Raw genomic sequence first — 24008 nt, 5'->3', positions numbered from 1 at the left:
TTCCTCCACTAGTTTTTGATTTCTTCTATTTTACCACATTTTGCCGTTTAAAGCTTAAGAAAATTATGATATACTAGAATGTAGCAAAAATTTAGAAATGGACGTGAAGCAAGAAACATGGCACAGTTGTATTATCGTTATGGGACCATGAACTCTGGTAAGACGATTGAGATTCTCAAGGTGGCCTATAACTATGAGGAGCAAGGAAAAGGTGTTGTGATTATGACCTCAGCTCTTGATACTCGTGACGGTGTTGGCTATGTGTCGAGTCGTATTGGCATGAAACGCCCTGCCATTGCGATTGAGGAAACAACTGATATCTTCGGCTATATCCGAGACTTATCAGAAAAACCTTACTGTGTTTTGGTCGATGAAGCCCAGTTTCTCAAACGTCATCATGTTTATGACCTAGCTCGTGTTGTGGACGAGTTAGATATACCCGTCATGGCTTTTGGTTTGAAAAATGATTTTCGCAATGAACTGTTCGAAGGTTCCAAGTATCTCTTGCTCTTAGCAGACAAGATTGACGAAATCAAGACCATTTGTCAGTATTGTAAGAAAAAGGCGACTATGGTTTTGCGTACACAGGATGGACTGCCCGTTTATGATGGTGAGCAGATTCAGATTGGTGGCAATGAAACCTATATCTCGGTTTGCCGTAAACATTATTTCGCACCTGAAATCAATAAGGAGAATGAAGAAAAATGAACATCTATGATCAACTACAAGCTGTAGAAGACCGTTATGAAGAATTAGGAGAATTGCTCAGTGACCCTGATGTCGTTTCAGACACCAAACGTTTTATGGAGCTTTCAAAAGAAGAGGCTTCTACTCGTGATACTGTAACAGCCTACCGTGAGTACAAACAAGTCCTTCAAAATATCGTCGATGCTGAAGAGATGATTAAGGAATCAGGCGGAGATGCGGATTTGGAAGAAATGGCCAAGCAAGAGCTCAAAGATGCCAAGGCTGAAAAAGAAGAATACGAAGAAAAGCTGAAAATCTTGCTTCTTCCAAAGGATCCAAATGATGACAAGAATATCATCCTTGAAATCCGAGGAGCAGCTGGTGGAGACGAAGCGGCACTTTTCGCTGGAGACCTTCTAATCATGTACCAAAAGTATGCGGAAGCCCAAGGTTGGCGCTTTGAAGTTATGGAAGCCTCTATGAATGGTGTAGGTGGTTTTAAAGAAGTGGTTGCCATGGTTTCAGGTCAGTCAGTTTACTCTAAACTCAAGTACGAATCTGGTGCCCACCGTGTGCAACGTGTCCCTGTGACAGAAAGCCAAGGTCGCGTACATACTTCGACAGCGACAGTCCTTGTCATGCCTGAAGTGGAAGAAGTAGAATACGATATTGATCCAAAAGACCTTCGTGTTGACATCTATCACGCCTCTGGTGCTGGTGGACAGAACGTCAATAAGGTTGCGACTGCTGTTCGTATCGTTCACTTGCCAACCAATATCAAGGTTGAAATGCAGGAAGAACGTACCCAGCAGAAAAACCGTGAGAAGGCAATGAAAATCATCCGTGCGCGTGTGGCTGACCACTTTGCTCAGATTGCCCAAGATGAACAAGACGCTGAGCGTAAGTCGACAATCGGTACTGGAGATCGTTCAGAACGTATACGCACTTATAACTTCCCACAAAACCGTGTAACAGATCACCGTATCGGCTTAACCCTCCAAAAACTAGACACAATTTTATCTGGTAAATTGGATGAAGTTGTGGATGCCTTGGTGCTCTATGACCAAACACAAAAATTAGAAGAATTAAACAAATAATGAAATTAGCTCAATTATTTTCAGATTTTGAAGAAGAGTTGATAAGACAAGGAGAGGAAGCTGAAAGCCTCTCTTTTGTCTATCGTAGCCTGAAAAATCTATCTTTTACGGACTTTGTTTTTGCCCTCCAGCAGGAAGTGACGGAAGAGGAAGAAGTATTTGTAAAAAGAATTTTCCAACAGTTAGTAGATCATAAACCGGCACAGTATATCATTGGACAGGCAGATTTTTATGGAATGCAGTTAAATGTTGATGAGCGAGTATTGATCCCTCGTCCAGAAACAGAGGAGTTGGTGGAGCTTATCCTGGCTGAAAATCCTGAGACGAATCTTTCAGTTCTGGATATTGGAACAGGTAGTGGAGCTATTGCTCTCGCCTTAGCAAAAAATAGACCAGATTGGTCAGTGACAGCAGCAGATATTTCTCAAGATGCTTTAGATGTAGCCAGCGAAAATGTTAAAAATCAAAATCTTCAAATATTTTTTAAAAAATCTGACTGTTTTACAGAAATTTCTGAAAAATATGATATAATTGTTTCCAATCCACCCTATATCTCTCGTGAAGATGAGTCAGAGGTCGGCTTGAATGTCTTGCATTCGGAGCCTCATCTAGCTCTCTTTGTAGACGAGGATGGCCTAGCTATTTACCGTAGAATTGCGGAAGATGCAAAAGACTATCTCAAAGATGGTGGTAAGATTTACCTTGAAATTGGATACAAGCAAGGTCAAAGTGTTCCTGAACTTTTTAGGAAGCATTTTCCTGAAAAACGTGTAAGAACACTTAAGGACCAATTTGGTCAAGATAGGATGGTCGTGGTTGATGATGGGCAGGATTAAACAAGAGTTGGAAAATGGTGGAGCTGTTGTTCTGCCTACAGAGACAGTTTACGGTCTTTTTGCTAAGGCCTTAGATGAAAAAGCAGTTGACCATGTTTACCAGCTCAAACGTCGTCCAAGAGACAAGGCGCTTAATCTCAATATCGCCTCTCTAGAGGACATCTTGCATTTTTCTAAGAATCAGCCAACTTATCTTCAAAAACTTGTAGAGACCTTTTTACCAGGTCCCTTAACCATCATTCTAGAAGCCAATGACCGAGTTCCCTATTGGGTCAATTCTGGTCTTGCAACTGTTGGATTTCGGATGCCTAGTCATCCCATTACCCTTGATTTGATTCGAGAGACAGGTCCCTTGATTGGGCCGTCTGCCAATATTTCAGGTCAGGCAAGTGGAGTGACCTTTGCTCAAATTCTAGAGGATTTTGACCAAGAGGTTCTGGGGCTGGAAGACGATGCTTTTCTAACGGGACAGGATTCAACTATTTTGGATTTGTCTGGAGACAAGGTGAAAATCTTACGCCAAGGGGCCATTAAGCGAGAAGATATTCTTGCTCAGTTGCCAGAGATTTCTTTTGAGGAGGAATGAGATGCTAAGAGACTTAAGAGAAACTGATGTGAAAGCTATATGTGACATTAACCAAGAAGTTTTGGACTATTCTTTTAGTCAAGAGGAAACGGCTGGTCAATTAGCTAGACTATCTCAGGATTCCCATCATTTCCTTCTTGGCTATGAGGATGCAGCTAGTCATGTCTTACGTGGATATGTCCACGCTGAGGTCTATGAATCACTTTATTCTAAAGCAGGATTTAATATTTTAGCTTTAGCAGTTTCACCTCAAGCACAAGGGCAAGGTATTGGTAAAAGCTTATTACAAGGGTTGGAAGAAGAAGCAAAAAGACGTGGTTATGGGTTTATCCGCTTAAACTCTGCCGATCATCGTCTGGGTGCTCATGCATTTTATGAAAAAGTTGGTTATACTTGTGATAAAGTGCAGAAACGATTTATTCGCATCTTTTAGTTTATTTTCTTGTTGCAAAACAAACTAAAGGACCAGTCACACTATAAAGGAGAAGACCTATGATTTTTGACAAAGACGATTTTAAAGCATATGATGCTGATCTCTGGAATGCTATTGCCAAAGAAGAGGAACGCCAACAAAACAACATTGAGTTGATTGCTTCGGAAAACGTAGTTTCCAAGGCAGTTATGGCAGCTCAAGGGTCTATCTTGACGAATAAATACGCTGAAGGTTACCCAGGACGCCGTTATTATGGTGGAACAGATGTAGTAGACGTGGTGGAATCTCTAGCCATTGAACGCGCAAAAGAAATTTTCGGTGCAAAATTTGCCAATGTCCAACCACACTCAGGAAGCCAAGCTAACTGTGCAGCTTACATGGCCTTGATTGAGCCTGGCGATACGGTTATGGGAATGGATTTGGCTGCAGGTGGTCACTTGACTCATGGGGCTCCTGTTAGCTTCTCAGGTCAAACCTACAACTTTGTTTCTTATAGTGTTGATCCTGAAACGGAACTCTTGGATTTTGATGCTATCTTGAAACAAGCCCAAGAAGTAAAACCAAAATTGATCGTAGCAGGTGCTTCAGCCTATTCTCAAATTATCGACTTCTCAAAATTCCGTGAAATCGCAGATGCTGTTGGGGCTAAGCTTATGGTGGATATGGCCCATATCGCTGGTTTGGTTGCTGCTGGTTTACACCCAAGCCCAGTGCCATACGCTCATATCACTACAACAACGACCCACAAAACCCTTCGTGGACCTCGTGGTGGTTTGATTTTGACTAATGACGAAGAACTTGCCAAGAAAATCAATTCAGCTATTTTCCCTGGTATTCAGGGTGGTCCTTTGGAGCATGTTGTAGCTGCCAAGGCTGTTTCCTTCAAAGAAGTTTTGGATCCAGCTTTCAAGGAATATGCTGCTAATGTTATCAAAAACAGCAAAGCTATGGCGGATGTCTTCTTGCAAGACCCTGTTTTCCGTATTATTTCTGGAGGAACTGAAAACCACCTCTTCCTTGTGGATGTGACTAAGGTTGTAGAAAACGGAAAAGTTGCTCAAAACTTGCTGGATGAAGTCAATATTACCCTAAATAAAAACTCAATCCCTTACGAAAGCTTGTCACCATTCAAGACAAGTGGTATTCGTATCGGAGCAGCAGCCATTACTGCACGTGGATTTGGTGAAGAAGAAAGTCGAAAAGTGGCTGAACTCATCATTAAAACCCTCAAGAATGCAGAAAATGAGGCTGTCTTAGAAGAAGTGAGAAGTGCAGTCAAAGAATTGACAGATGCTTTCCCATTATACGAGGACTAAAACTTTTATGGACATTTATATTAAGAAAGCTATTATTCATCAGTTTAGCCCGGATGATACCGAGCTATTTCTAGCGGATAAGTTTCTCAATATTACTCCAAAAATCGAAGAATATCTGCGTAAAAAAATTGAACGTGTGTATTCAGATGAAGCCAAGACTGGGATTTTCGAGGAAGAAAATCCCTTCTTCAATCACATCACAGATGATTTGTTGGAGACATCAGTAACACTGGCTAATCTTTGGAAAGAGGAGTTCAGTATTTCTGAAAATCTCAAGACCAATGACTTGCTTTTTGTTCAGTTTTCTAAAGAAGGTGTAGAGCATTTCGCTTTCTTGCGAATTGCCCTGCGGGAAACCTTGACCCACCTTGGTGGAGAAGTTGAGAATCCAATCAAGCTAACTCAGAATAACTTGCCTGGATTTGGAACGGGTGCTGATGAGGCCTTGGTGGTCAATCTTCAGAGCCGCAAGTACCATCTGATTGAAAAACGAATCAAGTACAACGGGACTTTTTTGAACTATTTTTCAGATAACCTTCTTGCTGTCGCCCCTAAGATTTCTCCTAAGAAATCCATTAAAGAACTGGAAAAAACAGCCCAGAGAATTGCTGAAACTTTTAATACAGATGATTTTCAATTTCAATCTAAGGTCAAATCAGCGATTTTCAACAACCTAGAAGAAAGTAATGAATTATCGCCTGAGAAATTGGCTAACGACCTTTTTGACAACAATCTGACGGCTCGTTTGAGCTTTATTGATCAAGTCAAGGAAGCTGTCCCAGAGCCTGTTCAATTTGATGAAATTGATGCCAGTCGCCAGCTTAAAAAATTTGAAAACCAAAAACTTTCCTTGTCAAATGGAATTGAGCTCATCGTTCCCAATAACGTCTATCAAGACGCCGAGTCTGTTGAGTTTATCCAAAATGACAATGGAACCTACTCTATCTTAATCAAAAATATCGAGGATATCCAAAGTAAATAATGTTTAAACGAATTCGAAGAGTGCTTGTACTAGCAGTCTTCCTTTTTGCTGGCTATAAAGCTTACCGTGTTCACCAAGATGTCAAGCAAGTCATGACCTATCAACCCATGGTGCGAGAAATTTTGAGTGAAAAAGACACCCCAGCAAACGAAGAGCTTGTGCTCGCTATGATTTATACTGAAACAAAAGGAAAAGAAGGCGATGTTATGCAGTCTAGTGAGTCTGCAAGTGGTTCCACCAACACCATCAATGATAATGCCTCTAGCATTCGGCAAGGCGTTCAAACTCTGACAGACAATCTGTATCTGGCTCAGAATGAGGGGGTAGATGTCTGGACGGCTGTTCAAGCCTATAATTTTGGACCTGCCTATATCGATTTTATCGCCCAAAATGGTAAGGAAAATACCTTGGCTCTGGCCAAACAGTACTCTCGTGATACTGTTGCTCCCTTGCTTGGCAATACCACTGGAAAGACTTATAGTTATATTCACCCCATTTCCATTTTCCATGGAGCCGAACTCTATGTAAATGGAGGAAACTATTACTATTCTAGACAGGTGCAACTCAACCTTTACATCATCAAATGTTTTACTCTCTTTTCGACATCTGGCTAGCCCAGGTGTTTTTGTTATAAGTTTTCTTTAAGATAGATATATTACTCTAGAAAGGTAAAGGAGGAAATTCCCTATGAGAAAGAAACTCTTTCTGACTAGTGCTGCGGTCTTGTGGGCAGTAACAGCTATTAATAGTGTCCATGCAGCAACAGATGTTCAAAAAGTTATCGATGAAACCTATGTCCAACCTGAATATGTTCTAGGTTCATCATTGTCTGAAGATCAAAAAAATCAAACCCTTAAAAAACTAGGTTACAATGCCTCAACAGACACCAAAGAACTCAAGACCATGACACCTGATGTCTATTCTAAGATTATGAATGTTGCCAATGACTCAAGTTTACAGTTGTATTCATCAGCTAAGATTCAAAAACTAGGTGACAAGTCGCCACTTGAGGTCAAGATTGAAACACCAGAAAACATTACTAAGGTGACTCAGGATATGTACCGCAATGCGGCCGTAACTTTGGGTGTGGAACACGCAAAAATCACTGTAGCAGCACCTATTCCCGTTACAGGAGAAAGTGCTTTAGCAGGAATTTATTATTCGCTAGAAGCTAATGGAGCCAAGGTGCCACAAGCCAACAAAGAGTTGGCTCAAGAAGAGTTGAAGGCTTTGTCCGATATCAATGCTGAAAACAAGGACAAGTCAGGCTATGATGCTAATAAATTAAATGTTGCCCTAGCCGATATCAAGTCAGGACTCGCCAAAGCGAAAGAAAGCAAGGGAAATCTGACAGAAGAAGATGTCCGCAAAATCGTTGAAGATACCTTAAAAAATTACAAACTTGATCAGGTTATAACAGGAAACCAGATCAATATCATCATCAATTTTGCTTTGAATCTCTCAAAAAGTGATATTCTTAGCAATGCTGACTTCACTAAAACCCTAAATGACCTTAAACAAAGCATCGTATCACAAGCTGGCGACAGTTTTAAAAATATCAACCTTAACTTTGATGCGGATAAGGCGCTAGAGGACGGCGGTAATTTTCTAAGCTCCCTCTGGCAAGCCATTGTCAACTTCTTCAAGAGTTTTGGTTCTTAAGAAAAATCATGGTATAATAGATGGTAACCGTAACGTTGCCGTCTTTTTTGTCGGCCAATAGAAAGAGAAGAGAATGTTAAAGAAAAATGATATTGTAGAAGTTGAAATTGTTGACTTGACCCACGAAGGAGCCGGTGTTGCCAAGGTGGATGGTTTGGTATTCTTTGTCGAGAATGCTTTACCAAGTGAAAAAATCCTCATGCGAGTTCTCAAGGTCAATAAAAAGATTGGCTTTGGAAAAGTTGAAGAATACCTTATCCAGTCACCACACCGTAATCAAGATCTAGATTTGGCTTACCTGCGTTCAGGAATCGCGGATTTGGGTCATCTTGCATATCCAAAACAGCTCAAATTTAAAACCAAGCAAGTTAAGGACAGTCTCTACAAAATTGCTGGAATTGCTGATATAGAGGTTGCTGAAACTTTGGGTATGGAAAATCCAGTCAAGTACCGCAACAAGGCACAGGTCCCTGTTCGTCGTGTCAATGGTGTCTTGGAAACTGGGTTTTTCCGTAAGAATTCCCACAATCTCATGCCTCTAGAAGATTTCTTTATCCAAGATCCTGTGATTGATGAGGTAGTAGTAGTCCTACGCGACTTGCTCCGTCGTTATGATTTGAAACCTTATGATGAAAAGGAACAAGCTGGCTTGATTCGGAATCTTGTGGTGCGTCGTGGCCACTATTCAGGACAAATCATGATTATTTTGGTTACAACTCGTCCCAAAGTTTTCCGTGTGGAGCAATTGATTGAACAAGTCATCAAGCAGTTTCCAGAGATTGTATCTGTCATGCAGAATATCAATGACCAGAACACTAATGCTATTTTTGGTAAGGAATGGCGCACCCTTTATGGACAAGACTTTATCACTGACCAGATGTTGGGAAATGACTACCAAATCGCTGGACCTGCTTTTTACCAAGTCAATACTGAAATGGCTGAAAAACTTTATCAAACAGCCATTGACTTTGCTGAATTGAAATCAGATGACGTGGTTATTGATGCCTATTCTGGTATCGGGACAATTGGCCTCTCTGTTGCGAAACACGTCAAGGAAGTTTATGGTGTTGAAGTGATTCCAGAAGCGGTTGAGAATAGCAAAAAGAATGCTCAGCTGAACAACATTTCAAACGCCCACTATGTCTGTGACACAGCTGAAAATGCTATGAAGAATTGGCTCAAGGAAGGAATTCAACCAAGTCTTATCCTAGTGGACCCACCAAGAAAAGGACTCACAGAAAGCTTTATCAAAGCAAGCGCTCAAACAGGAGCAGACCGCATCGCTTATATCTCATGTAATGTCGCAACGATGGCGCGTGATATCAAACTCTACCAAGAATTGGGCTATGAATTGAAGAAAGTTCAGCCAGTGGATCTATTTCCTCAGACGCATCACGTGGAGTGTGTGAGTTTGTTAGTGAAACGCAGTTAAACCTCAAAAGGTTCACCCAAACCTTTTGAGTCCCGCAAACGCATCATGTTGAGGCGGTAAGTTTGCTAGTCAAGGAGTAAAACGACGAAGATTAGCATTTACTTCCGCCCATGCGATAGCTGTCCGTGATTGACAAGTGCTAGCACGCAGACAGAACGGAGATAGCGAACCGCTGAGTGTGTCGCTCTGCTCGTAAAAGCTTAGAAACCTTTGAACGAAAGGGATAATGAAAGCCTTGATTGCAAGGCTTTTTGCTTTATGGTGGGTAAGTATCAGAGTGAGAAAATTTTTGGAATGAGTAGAAGTGATAGCTAGAAATTATCAGTTTCTATTTCCATTTACCCTGTGGGTACGTGTTTGTTTCCATTGACAAGGAGTTTGTGGGAATAGAAATGTACCCACCTTGTTTGAATCAAGTGAAGTGTAGTTGAAGGAAATCTGTTGAAAGCAATACTTCATTTTACCGAATAAGTAATAATTTAGGCAACTTCAAATCGATTAAAAAAAACTATTTTAAAGGTTAAGAGTAGACAAAAATTGTCCACTCTTTTTTGCAAACTCAATTTATCAATAAATGAAATGAGGGAATGTAAAATGAAATATTTTGAGGTTGAGTTAGAAAATCCTGATGAATTTTTAAAACTACAAACAGAAGATTTTGTGAAAGCTAATCGCTTGCTACTAAGGAAGATAATCCAGAGCGTTACAGTCTATGAAGAAAACTTCGTCATATCCTTTAAATCTGGCATCGAATTGGAAGTATGAGTCTCATTCCATAACTTTTATATTGAACATATCATCTTTTTGTGTTATACTATAAATTGATATAAACAAAGATGTAGGAGGAACCGAAACTATGACAGCCTCAATGCGTTTAAGATAAGCTGGCAATAAAAAAAGCAGAATCTATACCCGATGATAGGCTTTTTTGTTGTGCTTATTTATACGATATTGAGCATTCATTAGTTACGGTGAGGATATTGGTTATTTAACTATACCTTTATTTAACTATGTCTTTAATATGAATGTTTCCAAATTGTATGTATGCAGACCAAAAGCCACATTGTGGGGTTTGGCCTGCATTTTTTATTGCCTAGAATGCTATTCAAAATAGAAATTCAAGCAAAATAATATGCAGGAGATAATATAAATGGAAAAATACAACAATTGGAAACGAAAATTTTATGCAATATGGGCAGGGCAAGCAGTATCATTAATCACTAGTGCCATCCTGCAAATGGCGATTATTTTTTACCTTACAGAAAAAACAGGATCTGCGATGGTCTTGTCTATGGCTTCATTAGTAGGTTTTTTACCCTATGCGATTTTGGGACCTGCCATTGGTGTGCTAGTGGATCGTCATGATAGGAAGAAGATAATGATTGGTGCCGATTTAATTATCGCAGCAGCTGGTGCAGTGCTTGCTATTGTTGCATTCTGTATGGAGCTACCTGTCTGGATGATTATGATAGTATTGTTTATCCGTAGCATTGGAACAGCTTTTCATACCCCAGCACTCAATGCGGTTACACCACTTTTAGTACCAGAAGAACAGCTAACGAAATGCGCAGGCTATAGTCAGTCTTTGCAGTCTATAAGCTATATTGTTAGTCCGGCAGTTGCAGCACTCTTATACTCCGTTTGGGATTTAAATGCTATTATTGCCATCGACGTATTGGGTGCTGTGATTGCATCTATTACGGTAGCAATTGTACGTATACCTAAGCTGGGTAATCAAGTGCAAAGTTTAGAACCAAATTTCATAAGGGAGATGAAAGAAGGAGTTGTGGTTCTGAGACAAAACAAAGGATTGTTTGCCTTATTACTCTTAGGAACACTATATACTTTTGTTTATATGCCAATCAATGCACTATTTCCTTTAATAAGCATGGAACACTTTAATGGAACGCCTGTGCATATTTCTATTACGGAAATTTCCTTTGCATTTGGGATGCTAGCAGGAGGCTTATTATTAGGAAGATTAGGGGGCTTCGAAAAGCATGTATTACTAATAACAAGTTCATTTTTTATAATGGGGACCAGTTTAGCCGTTTCGGGAATACTTCCTCCAAATGGATTTGTAATATTCGTAGTTTGCTGTGCAATAATGGGGCTTTCGGTGCCATTTTATAGCGGTGTGCAAACAGCTCTTTTTCAGGAGAAAATTAAGCCTGAATATTTAGGACGTGTATTTTCTTTGATCGGAAGTATCATGTCACTTGCTATGCCAATTGGGTTAATTCTTTCTGGATTCTTTGCTGATAAAATCGGTGTAAATCATTGGTTTTTACTATCAGGTATTTTAATTATTGGCATTGCTATAGTTTGCCAAATGATAACTGAGGTTAGAAAATTAGATTTAAAATAAACAATATTGGAGGAATATTTATGTATCTTATTTTCATGTAACTCTTCCTGCTAAAATCGCAGGGTTTTCCCTGCATACAAGCAAATGAAAGCATGCGATTATAGACAGGAGGAAATGTTATGGAATTAATATTAAAAGCAAAAGACATTCGTGTGGAATTCAAAGGACGCGATGTTTTAGATATAAATGAATTAGAAGTATATGATTATGACCGTATTGGTTTAGTAGGAGCAAATGGTGCTGGAAAAAGCACTTTACTCAGGGTACTTTTAGGAGAATTAACTCCCCCAGGATGTAAAATGAATCGTCTGGGTGAACTTGCCTATATTCCCCAGTTGGACGAAGTAACTCTGCAGGAGGAAAAAGATTTTGCACTTGTAGGCAAGCTAGGTGTTGAGCAATTAAATATACAGACTATGAGCGGTGGTGAAGAAACAAGGCTTAAAATAGCACAGGCCTTATCGGCACAGGTTCATGGTATTTTAGCGGATGAACCTACGAGCCATTTAGACCGTGAAGGAATTGATTTTCTAATAGGACAGCTAAAATATTTTACAGGTGCACTGTTAGTTATTAGCCATGACCGCTATTTTCTTGATGAAATAGTAGATAAAATATGGGAACTGAAAGATGGCAAAATCACTGAGTATTGGGGAAACTATTCTGATTATCTTCGTCAGAAAGAGGAAGAACGTAAGAGCCAAGCTGCAGAATACGAACAATTTATTGCGGAACGTGCCCGATTGGAAAGGGCTGCGGAGGAAAAGCGAAAACAGGCTCGTAAAATAGGACAGAAGGCAAAAGGTTCTTCAAAGAAAAAAAGTACTGAAGACGGAGGGCGTTTAGCTCATCAAAAATCAATAGGAAGTAAGGAAAAAAAGATGTATAATGCTGCTAAAACCCTAGAGCACAGGATTGCGGCCTTAGGAAAAGTAGAAGCTCCGGAAGGCATTCGCAGAATTCGTTTCAGGCAAAGTAAAGCATTGGAGCTCCATAATCCATACCCTATAGTCGGTGCAGAAATTAATAAAGTATTTGGGGATAAGGCTCTGTTTGAAAATGCATCTTTTCAAATTCCGTTAGGAGCAAAAGTGGCGTTAACTGGTGGTAATGGAATCGGAAAAACAACTTTAATCCAAATGATCTTAAACCATGAAGAAGGAATTTCTATTTCGCCTAAGGCAAAAATAGGTTACTTTGCACAGAATGGTTACAAGTACAACAGTAATCAGAATGTTATGGAGTTTATGCAGAAGGATTGTGACTACAATATATCAGAAATTCGTTCAGTGCTAGCATCTATGGGGTTCAAACAGAACGATATTGGAAAAAGTTTATCTGTTTTAAGCGGTGGAGAAATTATAAAATTGTTGCTTGCTAAAATGCTCATGGGTAGATATAACATCCTAATAATGGATGAACCCAGTAACTTCCTTGACATACCAAGTTTAGAGGCTTTGGAAATACTAATGAAGGAGTACACCGGAACTATCGTGTTTATCACCCACGATAAACGATTACTCGAAAATGTAGCAGATGTAGTTTATGAAATTAGAGATAAGAAAATAAATCTGAAACATTAAATTTAAGGTAGTCGCTGGTCAGTATAGTCTGTTCTGGTTGGCGACTCCATTGTTAAAGAGTATAAAGACTTTAGATTTTATGAATATTAAAAATAGGAACAGTCAATTGAACTGCTCCTATTTTTCTGCTAAATATATTGTAGTTTTCTTATATGTATAATGATAGATTAGCGGATTCTCATCTACGGTACTTACTTCAAATATGAAGAAGTGATCGCGGTTATCTCTGGACTTTTCCTTATTGAGGACAAAGTAATTCTTACGTGAAGTCGCCATTGTTTTTAGGATATCATCAGTTAGGAAGGTCAATGGAATATTCATGTTAGAGTAGCGGTAGAAGTCACGTTCAAAATCTTGGTAGCTCTCGCTATAATAGTCCATTTGTAGGTGATTACGCTGAAACTCAAGCTGATTCATAGAGCACCTCCTCGACAAGTTCAATACTAATAATGTCTTTTAATTTCAAATTGATGTGACCTGTTGTAGTTTTTATCAAAATGAAATCTTTGGTCAGACTTGGTATTGTTCCAGTGTAGGAAACACGCTTGTTTTTTTCAATCACTTGAATGCGTGTGCGTAGCTGCCCGGCGTATACTTGACTGAGGAGTAATAATTTCTTCTCTAGTGATAAGTCAGACATGTACGTTACTTTGTTTGTATCATCAGAGAGTGCTGATGCATGTTCAGATAGGAAAAAGCCCATCCATTTTTGCATCTTTGTATCCTGGTACTCTCTTGCTGACTGAAATGGTAAGGATGAACGGTCAATCATTTTAATCCCTCCAATCCACCAGCGGAATGACCGCCAATAAGTTTACTGCGTTCAATATTTTAGGAACCTTCAGTTAGGACGGTTCCTTTTTGTATGGCTAAAAAGCCAAACTGTTCTCTGACAACATCAATAGCTGTCTGAAGTCTATTTTCTTTTTCAATTTCTTCTACATCATGCAAAATGAGGACAACCCTTTTACTACCAAGGTGTTCTGTGCAGAATGCGGTTCAGCTTTTGGACGTAAGAACTGGACGACCAGTCGTGGCAAACGTAAAGTTTGGCAGTGTAACAACCGTTATAAGGTAAAGGGACAGATTGGTTGTCAGAATAACCATATCGATGAGGGAACACTAGAGAAAGCTGTAATGATGGCAGTTAAACTACTGAGTGAGAATATGGATTTGTTGCATGGAAAGTGGAATAAGATCTTGGAAGAAAACCAGTTATTAGAAAAGCATTACAGTGTGTTACTGGCTGAATTGATAAATAAGGAGTGTTGGGAATATGATTCCTTTGAGATGTGTCAGGTACTAGATAGTATTTTGATTTCGGAGGATGGACAGATAACCGTTAGATTTTTGGAAGGAACAGAAGTTGATTTATAAGGCTGTAGGCATAGTATAGTTCACTATGTTTGCAGCCTTTTTTCTTGTTTAGTGGTATAATTATATGTAGGATTTTTTTAATATCGGTTACTTTTTATGAATTAACCAAAAAACTAAAATGGAGTTGTTTTATAATGAGATATTCTGAAGAAGCATTACAATCATGGATTAAGCCGTTATCTGCCACTGAAGAAACACGGGTTGAAAATACTATTGGAATGATTAAAGATGCAATAGAAAGGAGTGGGCTCTCTTCAAAGTATGAATATGAAATTTTTGCCCAAGGTTCTTATGCAAATAATACGAATGTAAAGAAAAATAGCGACATTGATATCTGTATCATGGTGAAATCTTTATTTTATTGTGAGTATGTAGATGGGTTATCGGACCTAGACTATAATTACTCTAGTAGCAGCACCAATGCTAATGTATTTAAAAACGAAGTGATTAAAGCGTTAATTTCAAAATTTGGTGCAGAATCAGTTTCTATTGGCAATAAGTGTATCAATATTAATTCTAACTCATATCACGTAAATGCAGATGTAGTCCCATGTTTTCAATATCGAAATTATAGATATATTGGTAGCAGGTCATCTGAAAAATTTGTTGAAGGCATCAAATTTTTTACCTCAAACGGAAATTATGAAGTAATTAATTATCCTAAAGTTCATATACAAAATGGTATCTCTAAGAATAAATCTACTCACTATAAATATAAATATTTAGTTAGGATTATGAAGCATATTAAGAACGAGATGCAGGAGCTAGGATTGACAAACGAACGCATTTCTTCATATTTGATAGAATGTTTGGTCTGGAATATACCTGAACAGATGTTTTTCAATAGTAATAGCTACACAGGGTTGTTACAGCAAGCGTTATATTACATAGTGTCTCAAGTGAATTTAAATTGGGTTGAAGTAAGTGGAATGTATTACCTTTTTCGTTCAGAGCAGAAATGGAATTTACAGGATACAAAAACTTTTTTAGTTAGAATGATTGAATTTTTGGATTATAAATAAAACTTATGAATGAACAGCAGAAAAAATTTTTGAATATTACAATATGGGTTTTTGCAATTTGCTTGTTATTAAGATTGTTAATAAGTGGCCAAGAGATTGCAGTGAATCTTAAATCTGATATTTTGGCATTGGTATATTCAGCCATTGGGTATATTGGTGAAGCTATATCAGTTACAGCAATTATTATGGCTATTTTTGAAAAAACAGCATGGCGGTGGCCATTACTATCTAAGATTCATAATGTTCCAATTTTATTTGCGAATTATGTAGGTAGTTTCAAGACGGACTATGATCAGAATGAAAGAAATTGTGAACTTACTATTGAACAGTCATTTACGACTATTAAAGTTAAGTTTAAAACGGGTGAAAGTTCGAGCCATAGCATTACAGCATCAATTATCAATGATAATGGAACACAAAAATTAATTTATACATATTTAAATAGCCCAAGGGCTGAATTGCAAAGTCCTATACATTATGGGACGGTAATTCTTGATATTGATAATCCAAATCAACTAGAAGGAAATTATTATACTAATCGAGGAACCAAAGGTTCAATGAGTTTTGAGATAAACAACCCTTCTCGCTAGTTGGATTTGTAAAGATTTAAATAAAGAAAGAAGAACTAACTATCGGAAACTTGGCATAGATGTAACAATACTGTATATTAACGAAGCCGTAAATACTCGCATTAGTTACGTTTAATAGTTTAATACGGATATTCAGCAGCTTTGATTTCGTTTCACAGTATAGGTAGTAACCGTCAAGACATGTGGAGGCGGTAGTTTTGATGTCAAAAGTTGCAACCAGTGAATAAATGAAGTGTAGAAAATAAAGGCTTGTTCAATTCAATATATAATGAATTACCGGCACCCAAACCAAAGAAAAAGAAATAATTAAATTAGAAGTTGAAGGGGGGAAGAATGAGAATCGGAGTTATTCAAGCAAGTTCGCAAGCGACCAAAAATCAAATAATCTATGATGCTGTATTAAAGTATGCTCCAAAGAAATCTGAGGTTATAAATTTTGGCTGTACGATGGAAGAAAATGAAAAATACTCGTATATAGAAATTTCTATTCTTATAGGTATCTTGTTGGCAAGTAGGACAGTTGATTTCGTTGTTACGGGCTGTTCTTCCGGACAAGGAATGATGCTTGCTTGTAATAGTATGCCTGATGTCATTTGCGGATATGCACCTACACCGAATGATGCCTATTTATTTGCTCAGATTAATAATGGAAATGCGATATCATTACCATTAGGTGAAAATTATACATGGTCAGGTACTGAAAATCTTGAAAAAACAATAGAAGCTCTTTTCTCAGAGCCATTTGGGCAAGGATACCCTAAAAGTGAGGCAGAGAGAAAGATAAGAGACGCCGAGCAACTTAAAGAGATAAGAAGCATCGGACAGCTTCAGTTTAAAGAATTCGTAAATATACTAGATATATCATTGCTTGAATCAATCAAAAGGAAACAGGATGTAATTCAGAATGTAAAGGCGTATGGGAAGAAAGAAATAGCTGATTTAATAAAATGAGCAAATCACAGTTTGTCGGGGTAATACCTTTTAACGATAACCTTATGCTATCGTCAAAAGGTTTATAGACATGTTCCCACATACATACATGATCACTTGGCATACATAGTGTTCACTCGTTTTATGTCAAGTGTGTGGTAATGCTTTTAAGAGCTGATTGAACAAGGAAAATTAGCTAGTGAAAGTCCTACAGTAAGGAGTTTAAACATGAAATTCCATGAATTTGGTGATAAGAATTTACCTCCTATTTTACTGATACATGGTGGTGGCAGTTCTTGGTGGAATTATCTTCGTCAAGCACGAATCTTGTCAGAAAAATACCGTGTTATTTTACCTACTTTGAATGGTCACGGCGAAGAATATCAACTTGATTATGTTTCTACTGAAGATTCTGCATTGGAGATTCTAGACTATATCAAAGCAAACTGTGGTGGGAAATTGTTTGCAATCGGTGGTGTTTCACTTGGTGGTCAAATTGCCATTGAACTTTTGTCCTTAGAGAGCGACATATCTGAGAAAGTTGTTATAGACGGAAGTATCTGTATTCCTCAACCAAGGTTGGCTAAAATCAGCATTTTTCTTGTACGTCTATTTGGCAAACTGATGTTTAGTAAATTCTCTTGTAAAATCCAATTAGGTATGATGAACAAAATTTATCCTAAACTGGCTTATCCAGATGAAATAAAAGCTTATTATTTGGAGGATCTGCCAAGGACGCCTGTTAAAACATTGGTGACCATTTACAAAACCTATATGGGGCATTACAAGCTGAAAGATATGATTTCTGCTAGCAAAGCTCAAGTTCTGTATATCTATGGTGAAAAAGAATTGAACTGTGTGAAAGAATCAGCGAAATTATTTCATCAGCTACATTCAAATACAATTTTGTATGAAGCAAAGGCCTATAATCACGGCTATTTGTCAGCTTACCTGCCTCAAGAGTGGATTGATTTGGTGGTACCATTTTTAAAGAGTTAACCATTGGGAATGTGTAATAAATCTGATATGTCACAAGGAGATATCTTATGCTCGGAGCAATTATTGGAGATATTGTCGGTTCTGTTTACGAATGGAACAATATCAAAACGAAGGACTTTCCTTTATTTCGGAAGGACTGCTTTTTTACAGATGACACGGTTATGACCTGTGCTGTTGCAGAAGCGATTATGGATGGGGGACAAAAAGACGACTTTATTGATGCCATGAAGAAATACGGCAGACTGTATCCGAATGCTGATTACGGTGTTCGGTTTAATGCATGGCTAATCAGCGATAATCGTGAGCCTTACAATAGCTTTGGGAATGGATCAGCTATGCGTGTTTCTCCATGTGCTTGGGTCATGGACTGTGATGTCTATGAGAGAACTGGTACGTGGCCATCATCTAGAGGACTTGCGAGTCTTTCTGCAGAGGTAACTCATAATCATCCAGAAGGTGTCAAAGGTGCTATGGCTACAGCTGATGCTATCTTTCTGTGTCGTTTTTACTTTGGTGGTTATTGTAGAGAATACGAGCAACCAATTAATGACAATCATACAGAGTGTAAAAGACGGATTAAGGATTATATAGAGAAGACATATGGCTATAATCTATCTCAAACTTTAGATGAAATTCGCCCTAACTATCATTTTAACGAAACATGTCAAGAAACTGTCCCTCAAGCCATTATCGCCTTTCTTGAAAGTAGGAACTTCGAAGATGCGATAAGAAATGCCATCTCACTTGGTGGCGACAGTGATACTCTCGCTGCAATAACTGGCAGCATTGCAGAGGCAGCTTATGGTATTCCTGATTGGATAAAGGATAAGGCCTATTTTTTCTTGGATGACCACTTAAAGGATGTAGTTATACGATGGGAAAATAGAATAAAAGCGTACTAATCTCCAGTACGTCATATTTCTTTTTTCTGAGTTTTCATTGTATAATAGGGTTACATTTAGTTTCATATAATGAAATATAAAGATTTCTAACGAATATTGAGGAGAATATTAATGAAAAAAGCAATGTTAATTATCAACCCTACTTCTGGTGGCGAGAAGGCTTTGGATTACAAAGAAAAGCTGGAGAATAAAGCAAAAGAATATTTTGAGCACGTGGAAACAAAAATTACCGAAAAAGCGCTGGATGCAACATATTTTGCTGAAGAAGCTTCTTGTGAGCAGTACGATGCAGTGGTTGTGTTCGGTGGAGATGGGACTGTCAACGAAGTCATTTCGGGTATTGCTGAGAGAGACTACATTCCCAAGTTGGGTATTATCCCTGGGGGTACGGGAAACCTCATTACAAAACTGTTGGAAATCAATCAAGACATCGATGGCGCGATTGATGAACTGGATTTCAACTTAACCAATAAGATTGATATCGGTAAAGCAAATGATAACTATTTTGGCTATATCTTTAGTATCGGTTCTCTACCTGAGGCGATTCACAATGTTGAAATTGAGGACAAGACAAAATTTGGTATTCTTGCCTATGCTGTTAATACCATGAAGTCTGTTATGACGGATCAGGTCTTTAACATTAAGGTTGAGACAGAAAATGGAAATTATGTTGGTGAAGCTAGTCATGTTTTGGTTCTCTTGACAAATTACTTCGCTGATAAGAAAATCTTTGAAGAAAACAAGGACGGCTATGCCAATATTTTGATTCTGAAAGATGCGTCTCTATTCTCCAAATTATCCGTCATTCCTGATTTACTAAAAGGAGATGTTGTGGGCAATGATAATATTGAGTATATCAGAGCGCGTAATATTAAGATCTCTTCAGATAGTGAATTGGAGTCAGATGTTGACGGCGATAAATCGGATAACCTACCTGTAGAAATCAAAGTCCTAGCTCAGCGAGTAGAAGTATTTTCAAAACCGAAAGAGTAGAAGGTAAAAATTAGTTTATTATTCACAACGAAATTAAATTCTATACCAACGATTGGAGGAGGAATGAATTCTCTATTTGATGAATTTCGAACAATTTGTTCTCATTTAAACCAAATCGGAATCACACCGACTCTCATGGGGTCCTTGGGTTTTGAATACCGTTCAAATGAAGAATGGAGGCCGTCTGACATTGACATTCATGTGCCTGGTGATCCTAGAGGTTGGGAAGCACCCGATCATCTCAGAATTTATGACTGGGACAAGATAATGAAAGTGATGAAACACTTAGATTATGCCTTAATAGATATTCATGAGCATGAATTCCAAAAAGATGGTCTGAGTGTTGAGTATGGAAGTATCGATTCTTTACCTGATTTTGCAGGAGTTTCGGAATCGGATATAGAATTGATTCATCTCGAAAACATCACTTTTCGCATTCCAAATCTAGAACAGTTTTTAAGTATTTACAAGGCTTCTTCCCAAGATTCTTATCGAAATGAGCACAATAACAATAAGGATTTTAAAAAAATTGAGTGGCTGGAAAGACATTTGTAAATCATCATTTGGAAAGTAGCAAGTTGTAAGACTGGCTGCTTTTTTATTTATAGAATCAAACCATTCGAAACTATGGACAAACCTTGCAAATAAAATATGAAAGTAGTATACTAGAATCATAACTATGAAAACGTTTGCGTAAAATTTGAATTAATACTTTAGGAGACAAATTTATGGAATTAAGCGCTATTTACCATAGGCCTGAGTCGGAGTATGCCTATCTTTATAAGAATAAGATGATTCATATTCGGATTCGGACTAAGAAAGGGGATATTGAAAGCATCAATTTGCATTATGGTGACCCTTTTATCTTTATGGAGGAGTTTTATCAGGATACAAAAGAAATGGCCAAGATAACTTCTGATGCCTTATTTGACTATTGGCAGGTTGAAGTGTCAGTTGACTTTGCACGTATCCAGTATCTCTTTGAACTCAAGGATACAGAAGGCCGAAGTATTTTGTATGGCGATAAAGGCTGTGTAGAAAATTCTCTAGAAAATCTTCATGCTATTGGAAATGGATTTAAGTTGCCCTATCTTCATGAGATTGATGCATGCCAAGTTCCTGATTGGGTTTCAAATACGGTATGGTATCAGATTTTCCCAGAACGCTTTGCCAATGGAAATGCTCGATTAAACCCAGAAGGAATTTTAGACTGGGATTCATCTATCACACCTCAGAGTGATGATTTCTTTGGTGGTGATTTACAGGGGATGATTGACTATCTGGATTACTTGCAAGACTTGGGCATTACTGGACTTTATCTTTGTCCGATTTTTGAATCTACGAGCAATCATAAGTACAATACGACGGATTATTTTGAAATTGACCGTCATTTTGGAGCTAAGGAGACCTTTCGGGAGCTGGTCGATCAAGCTCACCAGCGTGGTATGAAAATTATGCTGGATGCTGTATTTAACCATATTGGTTCGCAATCTCCTCAATGGCAAGATGTTGTCAAAAATGGTGAGCAATCTGCTTATAAAGATTGGTTCCATATCCAACAATTCCCAGTGACAACTGAAAAGCTAGTTAATAAGAGAGACTTACCCTATCATGCTTTTGGTTTCGAGGACTATATGCCTAAGCTAAATACGGCCAATTCAGAGGTCAAGGACTATCTTTTAAAGGTTGCGACTTATTGGATTGAAGAGTTTAATATCGATGCTTGGCGTTTGGATGTGGCTAATGAGATTGACCATCAGTTCTGGAAGGATTTTCGAAAGGAAGTTTTAGATAAAAAGCCTGATCTTTATATCCTAGGAGAAGTCTGGCATACGGCTCAACCTTGGCTAAATGGAGATGAGTTCCATGCGGTCATGAATTATCCTTTATCTGATAGCATCAAAGAGTATTTCTTACGAGGTGTTAAGAAGACAGACCAGTTCATCAATGAAATCAATGGCCAATCTATGTATTACAAACAGCAGATTTCAGAGGTTATGTTTAATCTATTGGATTCGCATGATACAGAACGAATCTTGTGGACGGCCAATGAGGATGTTCAACTGGTTAAATCAGCCCTAGCCTTTCTCTTTTTACAAAAAGGAACACCCTGCATCTATTATGGAACCGAGCTATCCTTGACTGGCGGTCCAGATCCAGATTGTCGTCGTTGTATGCCTTGGGAACTCGTATCAAGTGACAATGATATGCTGAACTTTATGAAGAAGCTAATCCAGATTCGCAAACACGCGTCAGCAATCATTTCGCATGGTAAGTATAGTCTCCAAGAAATCAAACCAGATCTAGTAGCTCTTGAATGGAAATACGAAGACCAGATCCTTAAAGCCATCTTCAACCAATCAAAAGAAGATTATCTTTTAGAGAAAGAAGTAGTAACACTAGCAAGCAATTGCCAAGAATTGGAGAATCAGCTTGTGATCTCTCCAAAAGGTTTTGTGATTTTCTAAAAACTAGTGGATGAAGATTATGGTCCATTTCACCACTTATATAGTATAATAAGGCTAGTTACTAAACCTGTAAAAGGAGAAAGAGATGATGGTATCAAGAAAATTAGTCACATTAGGAATCTGTTCAGCCTTGTTCTTGGGCTTGACTGCTTGTCAACAACAACATGCTACTTCTGAAGGGACGAATCAAAGGCAAACCAGTTCAGCTAAAGTTCCATGGAAAGCTTCATACACCAATCTAAACAATCAGGTAAGTACAGAAGAGGTTAAATCACTCTTATCAGCCAATTTGGATCCAAATAGTGTTAATGCATTTTTTAATCTTGTAAATGATTACAATACCATTGTCGGGTCAACTGGCTTATCAGGAGATTTCACTTCCTTTACTCACACAGAATACGATGTTGAGAAAATCAGTCATCTCTGGAATCAAAAAAAGGGCGATTTTGTTGGGACCAACTGCCGTATCAATAGTTATTGTCTTTTGAAAAATTCAGTCACTATTCCAAAGCTTGAAAAGAATGACCAATTGCTTTTCCTAGATAACGATGCCATTGATAAGGGAAAGGTCTTTGATGCAAAAGATAAGGAAGAGTTTGATATTCTATTTTCGAGAGTTCCAACTGAAGCAACTACAGATGTCAAGGTTCACGCTGAAAAGATGGAAAAATTCTTCTCTCAATTTCAATTCAACGACAAAGCTCGAATGCTATCTGTAGTCTTGCACGACAATCTGGATGGTGAGTTTCTGTTTGTTGGACACGTTGGTGTTTTAGTGCCTGCTGATGATGGCTTCTTATTTGTAGAGAAATTAACGTTCGAAGAGCCCTACCAAGCGATTAAATTTGCCAGCAAGGAGGATTGTTACAAGTATTTAGGCACCAAGTACGCGGACTATACAGGTGATGGACTGGCTAAGCCTTTCATCATGGATAATGATAAGTGGGTTAATCTTTAATTGTGGTACGATATGACAGTAATCCTAGGACATTTATATTTTTGATGAGTTGGTGGATTATTTCAATCGTTAATATCCAGAAACCACTCTTTAGGGTATTGCACATATTTTCAAAACAGTCCATTTGTAGTTTTATCTGGATTGGTATATAATTTAACTTAAAGAAAATAGGAGGACTAATCGAATGGAATTAAAAGATTTTACAGAAAAAGAACAGGAAATGATTAAGAAGGGGCTTACGACGTCTAAGATTAGTGACAAGGAAACTGCTGAGAAAATTCTTGCACTAGTACCCCAAGACTTGATTAAGCGAATCCCATTTTTCGTCAGAAAACATGCAACAACACGTACGATTAAACGTATTTCAATTGAACACCCTGAACTCTACGCCGCAGCTCAAACAAGTGGTGAAATACCAGAAAAAGAACGCGAAGAATTGCGTCAGATTATCACGACTATTTTTGAACAAAAGATGAATAAGCATAGCATTCGTTAAATACAAAATCTGAGAACTAAAATCTTCTAGTTCTTTTTATATCCGCTTTCATATTATTAAACTTCTACAAATCTATATAAAACAATATATTTCCGAACAAAAATAGACGTTTTTTCAAAAAAGCACTTTACAGAGTGTTGAAAGTATGTTATATTAATAAAGCTTAGAAAATGAGATGATGTTTTCTAGCAAATATAAACCCGAGTAAAAAATGCCTACGGACAGGCAGGGTTGAATGCCGAAGCGTGGTTGAAAAGCCACATTATTGATAGGGTTAAAAGCCTACTTTTA

At 38.1% G+C, this 24008-nt stretch carries 26 protein-coding genes and 1 pseudogene; 24 read left to right on the top strand and 3 right to left on the bottom strand.

What is annotated here, in order from left to right; genetic code table 11:
- Positions 1-117 precede the first annotated feature (117 nt).
- The 13 genes from N8M95_RS01505 (at position 118) to msr(D) (ending at position 12982) form a co-directional block, all read left to right on the top strand.
- Complete coding sequence (locus N8M95_RS01505; protein ID WP_020902848.1) at positions 118-708, top strand: thymidine kinase; 591 nt, start codon at positions 118-120, stop codon at positions 706-708.
- Positions 705-1784, top strand: coding sequence for a peptide chain release factor 1 (gene prfA / locus N8M95_RS01500; protein WP_172922433.1), 1080 nt, complete (start codon positions 705-707; stop codon positions 1782-1784). The genes N8M95_RS01505 and prfA overlap by 4 nt, the downstream gene beginning before the upstream one ends.
- A complete protein-coding gene (gene prmC, locus N8M95_RS01495; protein ID WP_261116466.1) occupies positions 1784-2620 on the top strand; it encodes a peptide chain release factor N(5)-glutamine methyltransferase in 837 nt (278 codons plus the stop codon). Before prfA ends, prmC begins: the two co-directional genes overlap by 1 nt.
- Positions 2604-3206, top strand: coding sequence for an L-threonylcarbamoyladenylate synthase (locus N8M95_RS01490; protein WP_261116465.1), 603 nt, complete (start codon positions 2604-2606; stop codon positions 3204-3206). The genes prmC and N8M95_RS01490 overlap by 17 nt, the downstream gene beginning before the upstream one ends.
- A gap of 1 nt (position 3207) precedes the next feature.
- Positions 3208-3639 carry a GNAT family N-acetyltransferase gene (locus N8M95_RS01485; protein ID WP_094753676.1) on the top strand — a complete coding sequence of 144 codons (432 nt, stop codon included), beginning with the start codon at positions 3208-3210 and terminating at the stop codon, positions 3637-3639.
- A gap of 59 nt (positions 3640-3698) precedes the next feature.
- The gene (gene glyA / locus N8M95_RS01480) at positions 3699-4955 is read left to right on the top strand and encodes a serine hydroxymethyltransferase (RefSeq protein WP_261116464.1); all 1257 of its coding nucleotides are present in this window, start codon (positions 3699-3701) and stop codon (positions 4953-4955) included.
- A 7-nt stretch (positions 4956-4962) separates the two neighbouring features.
- Positions 4963-5937, top strand: coding sequence for a nucleoid-associated protein (locus N8M95_RS01475; RefSeq protein ID WP_261116463.1), 975 nt, complete (start codon positions 4963-4965; stop codon positions 5935-5937).
- Entirely contained in the window at positions 5937-6551 is a 615-nt protein-coding gene (pmp23, locus tag N8M95_RS01470; protein WP_261116462.1) for a cell wall hydrolase Pmp23, read from the top strand. Before N8M95_RS01475 ends, pmp23 begins: the two co-directional genes overlap by 1 nt.
- Before the next feature lie 73 nt (positions 6552-6624).
- Positions 6625-7599, top strand: a complete 975-nt coding sequence (locus tag N8M95_RS01465; protein ID WP_261116461.1) for a DUF1002 domain-containing protein — start codon at positions 6625-6627, stop codon at positions 7597-7599.
- A gap of 73 nt (positions 7600-7672) precedes the next feature.
- The gene (gene rlmD, locus N8M95_RS01460; RefSeq protein WP_261116460.1) at positions 7673-9031 is read left to right on the top strand and encodes a 23S rRNA (uracil(1939)-C(5))-methyltransferase RlmD; all 1359 of its coding nucleotides are present in this window, start codon (positions 7673-7675) and stop codon (positions 9029-9031) included.
- A 594-nt stretch (positions 9032-9625) separates the two neighbouring features.
- Positions 9626-9796, top strand: coding sequence for a hypothetical protein (locus N8M95_RS01455; protein WP_000873143.1), 171 nt, complete (start codon positions 9626-9628; stop codon positions 9794-9796).
- 385 nt (positions 9797-10181) lie between these two features.
- The gene (mef(A), locus tag N8M95_RS01450) at positions 10182-11399 is read left to right on the top strand and encodes a macrolide efflux MFS transporter Mef(A) (protein ID WP_000417519.1); all 1218 of its coding nucleotides are present in this window, start codon (positions 10182-10184) and stop codon (positions 11397-11399) included.
- A gap of 119 nt (positions 11400-11518) precedes the next feature.
- Positions 11519-12982, top strand: a complete 1464-nt coding sequence (msr(D), locus tag N8M95_RS01445; protein WP_261116459.1) for an ABC-F type ribosomal protection protein Msr(D) — start codon at positions 11519-11521, stop codon at positions 12980-12982.
- Between the two features lie 117 nt (positions 12983-13099).
- Here msr(D) and N8M95_RS01440 read toward each other — a convergent pair whose 3' ends face one another.
- The 3 genes and pseudogenes from N8M95_RS01440 to N8M95_RS01430 all read right to left on the bottom strand — a co-directional run.
- Positions 13100-13399, bottom strand: coding sequence for a DUF5960 family protein (locus N8M95_RS01440; RefSeq protein ID WP_001072467.1), 300 nt, complete (start codon positions 13397-13399; stop codon positions 13100-13102).
- On the bottom strand, positions 13386-13754 hold the full coding sequence (locus N8M95_RS01435; RefSeq protein WP_000567197.1) for a hypothetical protein: 369 nt from the start codon (positions 13752-13754) through the stop codon (positions 13386-13388). Before N8M95_RS01435 ends, N8M95_RS01440 begins: the two co-directional genes overlap by 14 nt.
- Positions 13751-13930: pseudogene (locus N8M95_RS01430) on the bottom strand (Y-family DNA polymerase); the annotation flags it as partial. The pseudogene N8M95_RS01430 and the gene N8M95_RS01435, both read right to left, overlap by 4 nt.
- Between N8M95_RS01430 and N8M95_RS01425 the strand changes: the two are divergent.
- From N8M95_RS01425 to N8M95_RS01370, 11 genes are all read left to right on the top strand, one after another.
- Positions 13928-14359, top strand: coding sequence for a recombinase zinc ribbon domain-containing protein (locus N8M95_RS01425; RefSeq protein ID WP_001178677.1), 432 nt, complete (start codon positions 13928-13930; stop codon positions 14357-14359). The pseudogene N8M95_RS01430 and the gene N8M95_RS01425 overlap by 3 nt on opposite strands.
- A 134-nt stretch (positions 14360-14493) precedes the next feature.
- Entirely contained in the window at positions 14494-15381 is an 888-nt protein-coding gene (locus tag N8M95_RS01420; protein ID WP_001270697.1) for a nucleotidyltransferase domain-containing protein, read from the top strand.
- Positions 15382-15386: 5 nt separating this feature from the next.
- The gene (locus N8M95_RS01415; protein ID WP_001005371.1) at positions 15387-15971 is read left to right on the top strand and encodes a Cap15 family cyclic dinucleotide receptor domain-containing protein; all 585 of its coding nucleotides are present in this window, start codon (positions 15387-15389) and stop codon (positions 15969-15971) included.
- A 333-nt stretch (positions 15972-16304) separates the two neighbouring features.
- On the top strand, positions 16305-16922 hold the full coding sequence (locus N8M95_RS01405) for an RpiB/LacA/LacB family sugar-phosphate isomerase (protein ID WP_084887998.1): 618 nt from the start codon (positions 16305-16307) through the stop codon (positions 16920-16922).
- 207 nt (positions 16923-17129) lie between these two features.
- Positions 17130-17900, top strand: a complete 771-nt coding sequence (locus N8M95_RS01400) for an alpha/beta hydrolase (protein ID WP_261016581.1) — start codon at positions 17130-17132, stop codon at positions 17898-17900.
- Between the two features lie 47 nt (positions 17901-17947).
- Positions 17948-18802: an ADP-ribosylglycohydrolase family protein gene (locus N8M95_RS01395; RefSeq protein WP_261116458.1), complete on the top strand. Its 855-nt coding sequence runs from the start codon at positions 17948-17950 to the stop codon at positions 18800-18802.
- A gap of 111 nt (positions 18803-18913) precedes the next feature.
- Positions 18914-19795, top strand: coding sequence for a diacylglycerol/lipid kinase family protein (locus tag N8M95_RS01390; RefSeq protein WP_261116457.1), 882 nt, complete (start codon positions 18914-18916; stop codon positions 19793-19795).
- Between the two features lie 63 nt (positions 19796-19858).
- Positions 19859-20350, top strand: coding sequence for a nucleotidyltransferase domain-containing protein (locus tag N8M95_RS01385; RefSeq protein WP_261116456.1), 492 nt, complete (start codon positions 19859-19861; stop codon positions 20348-20350).
- Positions 20351-20523: 173 nt separating this feature from the next.
- Positions 20524-22263 carry a glycoside hydrolase family 13 protein gene (locus tag N8M95_RS01380; RefSeq protein ID WP_261116455.1) on the top strand — a complete coding sequence of 580 codons (1740 nt, stop codon included), beginning with the start codon at positions 20524-20526 and terminating at the stop codon, positions 22261-22263.
- 85 nt (positions 22264-22348) lie between these two features.
- Positions 22349-23221: a DUF4300 family protein gene (locus N8M95_RS01375; RefSeq protein WP_261116454.1), complete on the top strand. Its 873-nt coding sequence runs from the start codon at positions 22349-22351 to the stop codon at positions 23219-23221.
- 184 nt (positions 23222-23405) lie between these two features.
- On the top strand, positions 23406-23717 hold the full coding sequence (locus N8M95_RS01370; RefSeq protein WP_020901364.1) for a hypothetical protein: 312 nt from the start codon (positions 23406-23408) through the stop codon (positions 23715-23717).
- Positions 23718-24008 lie beyond the last annotated feature (291 nt).

Source organism: Streptococcus mitis (genome assembly GCF_946190325.1).
In the GTDB taxonomy this organism is placed as follows: Bacteria; Bacillota; Bacilli; order Lactobacillales; family Streptococcaceae; genus Streptococcus; species Streptococcus mitis_CF.
This window is presented reverse-complemented; position numbering and strand designations above follow the sequence as displayed.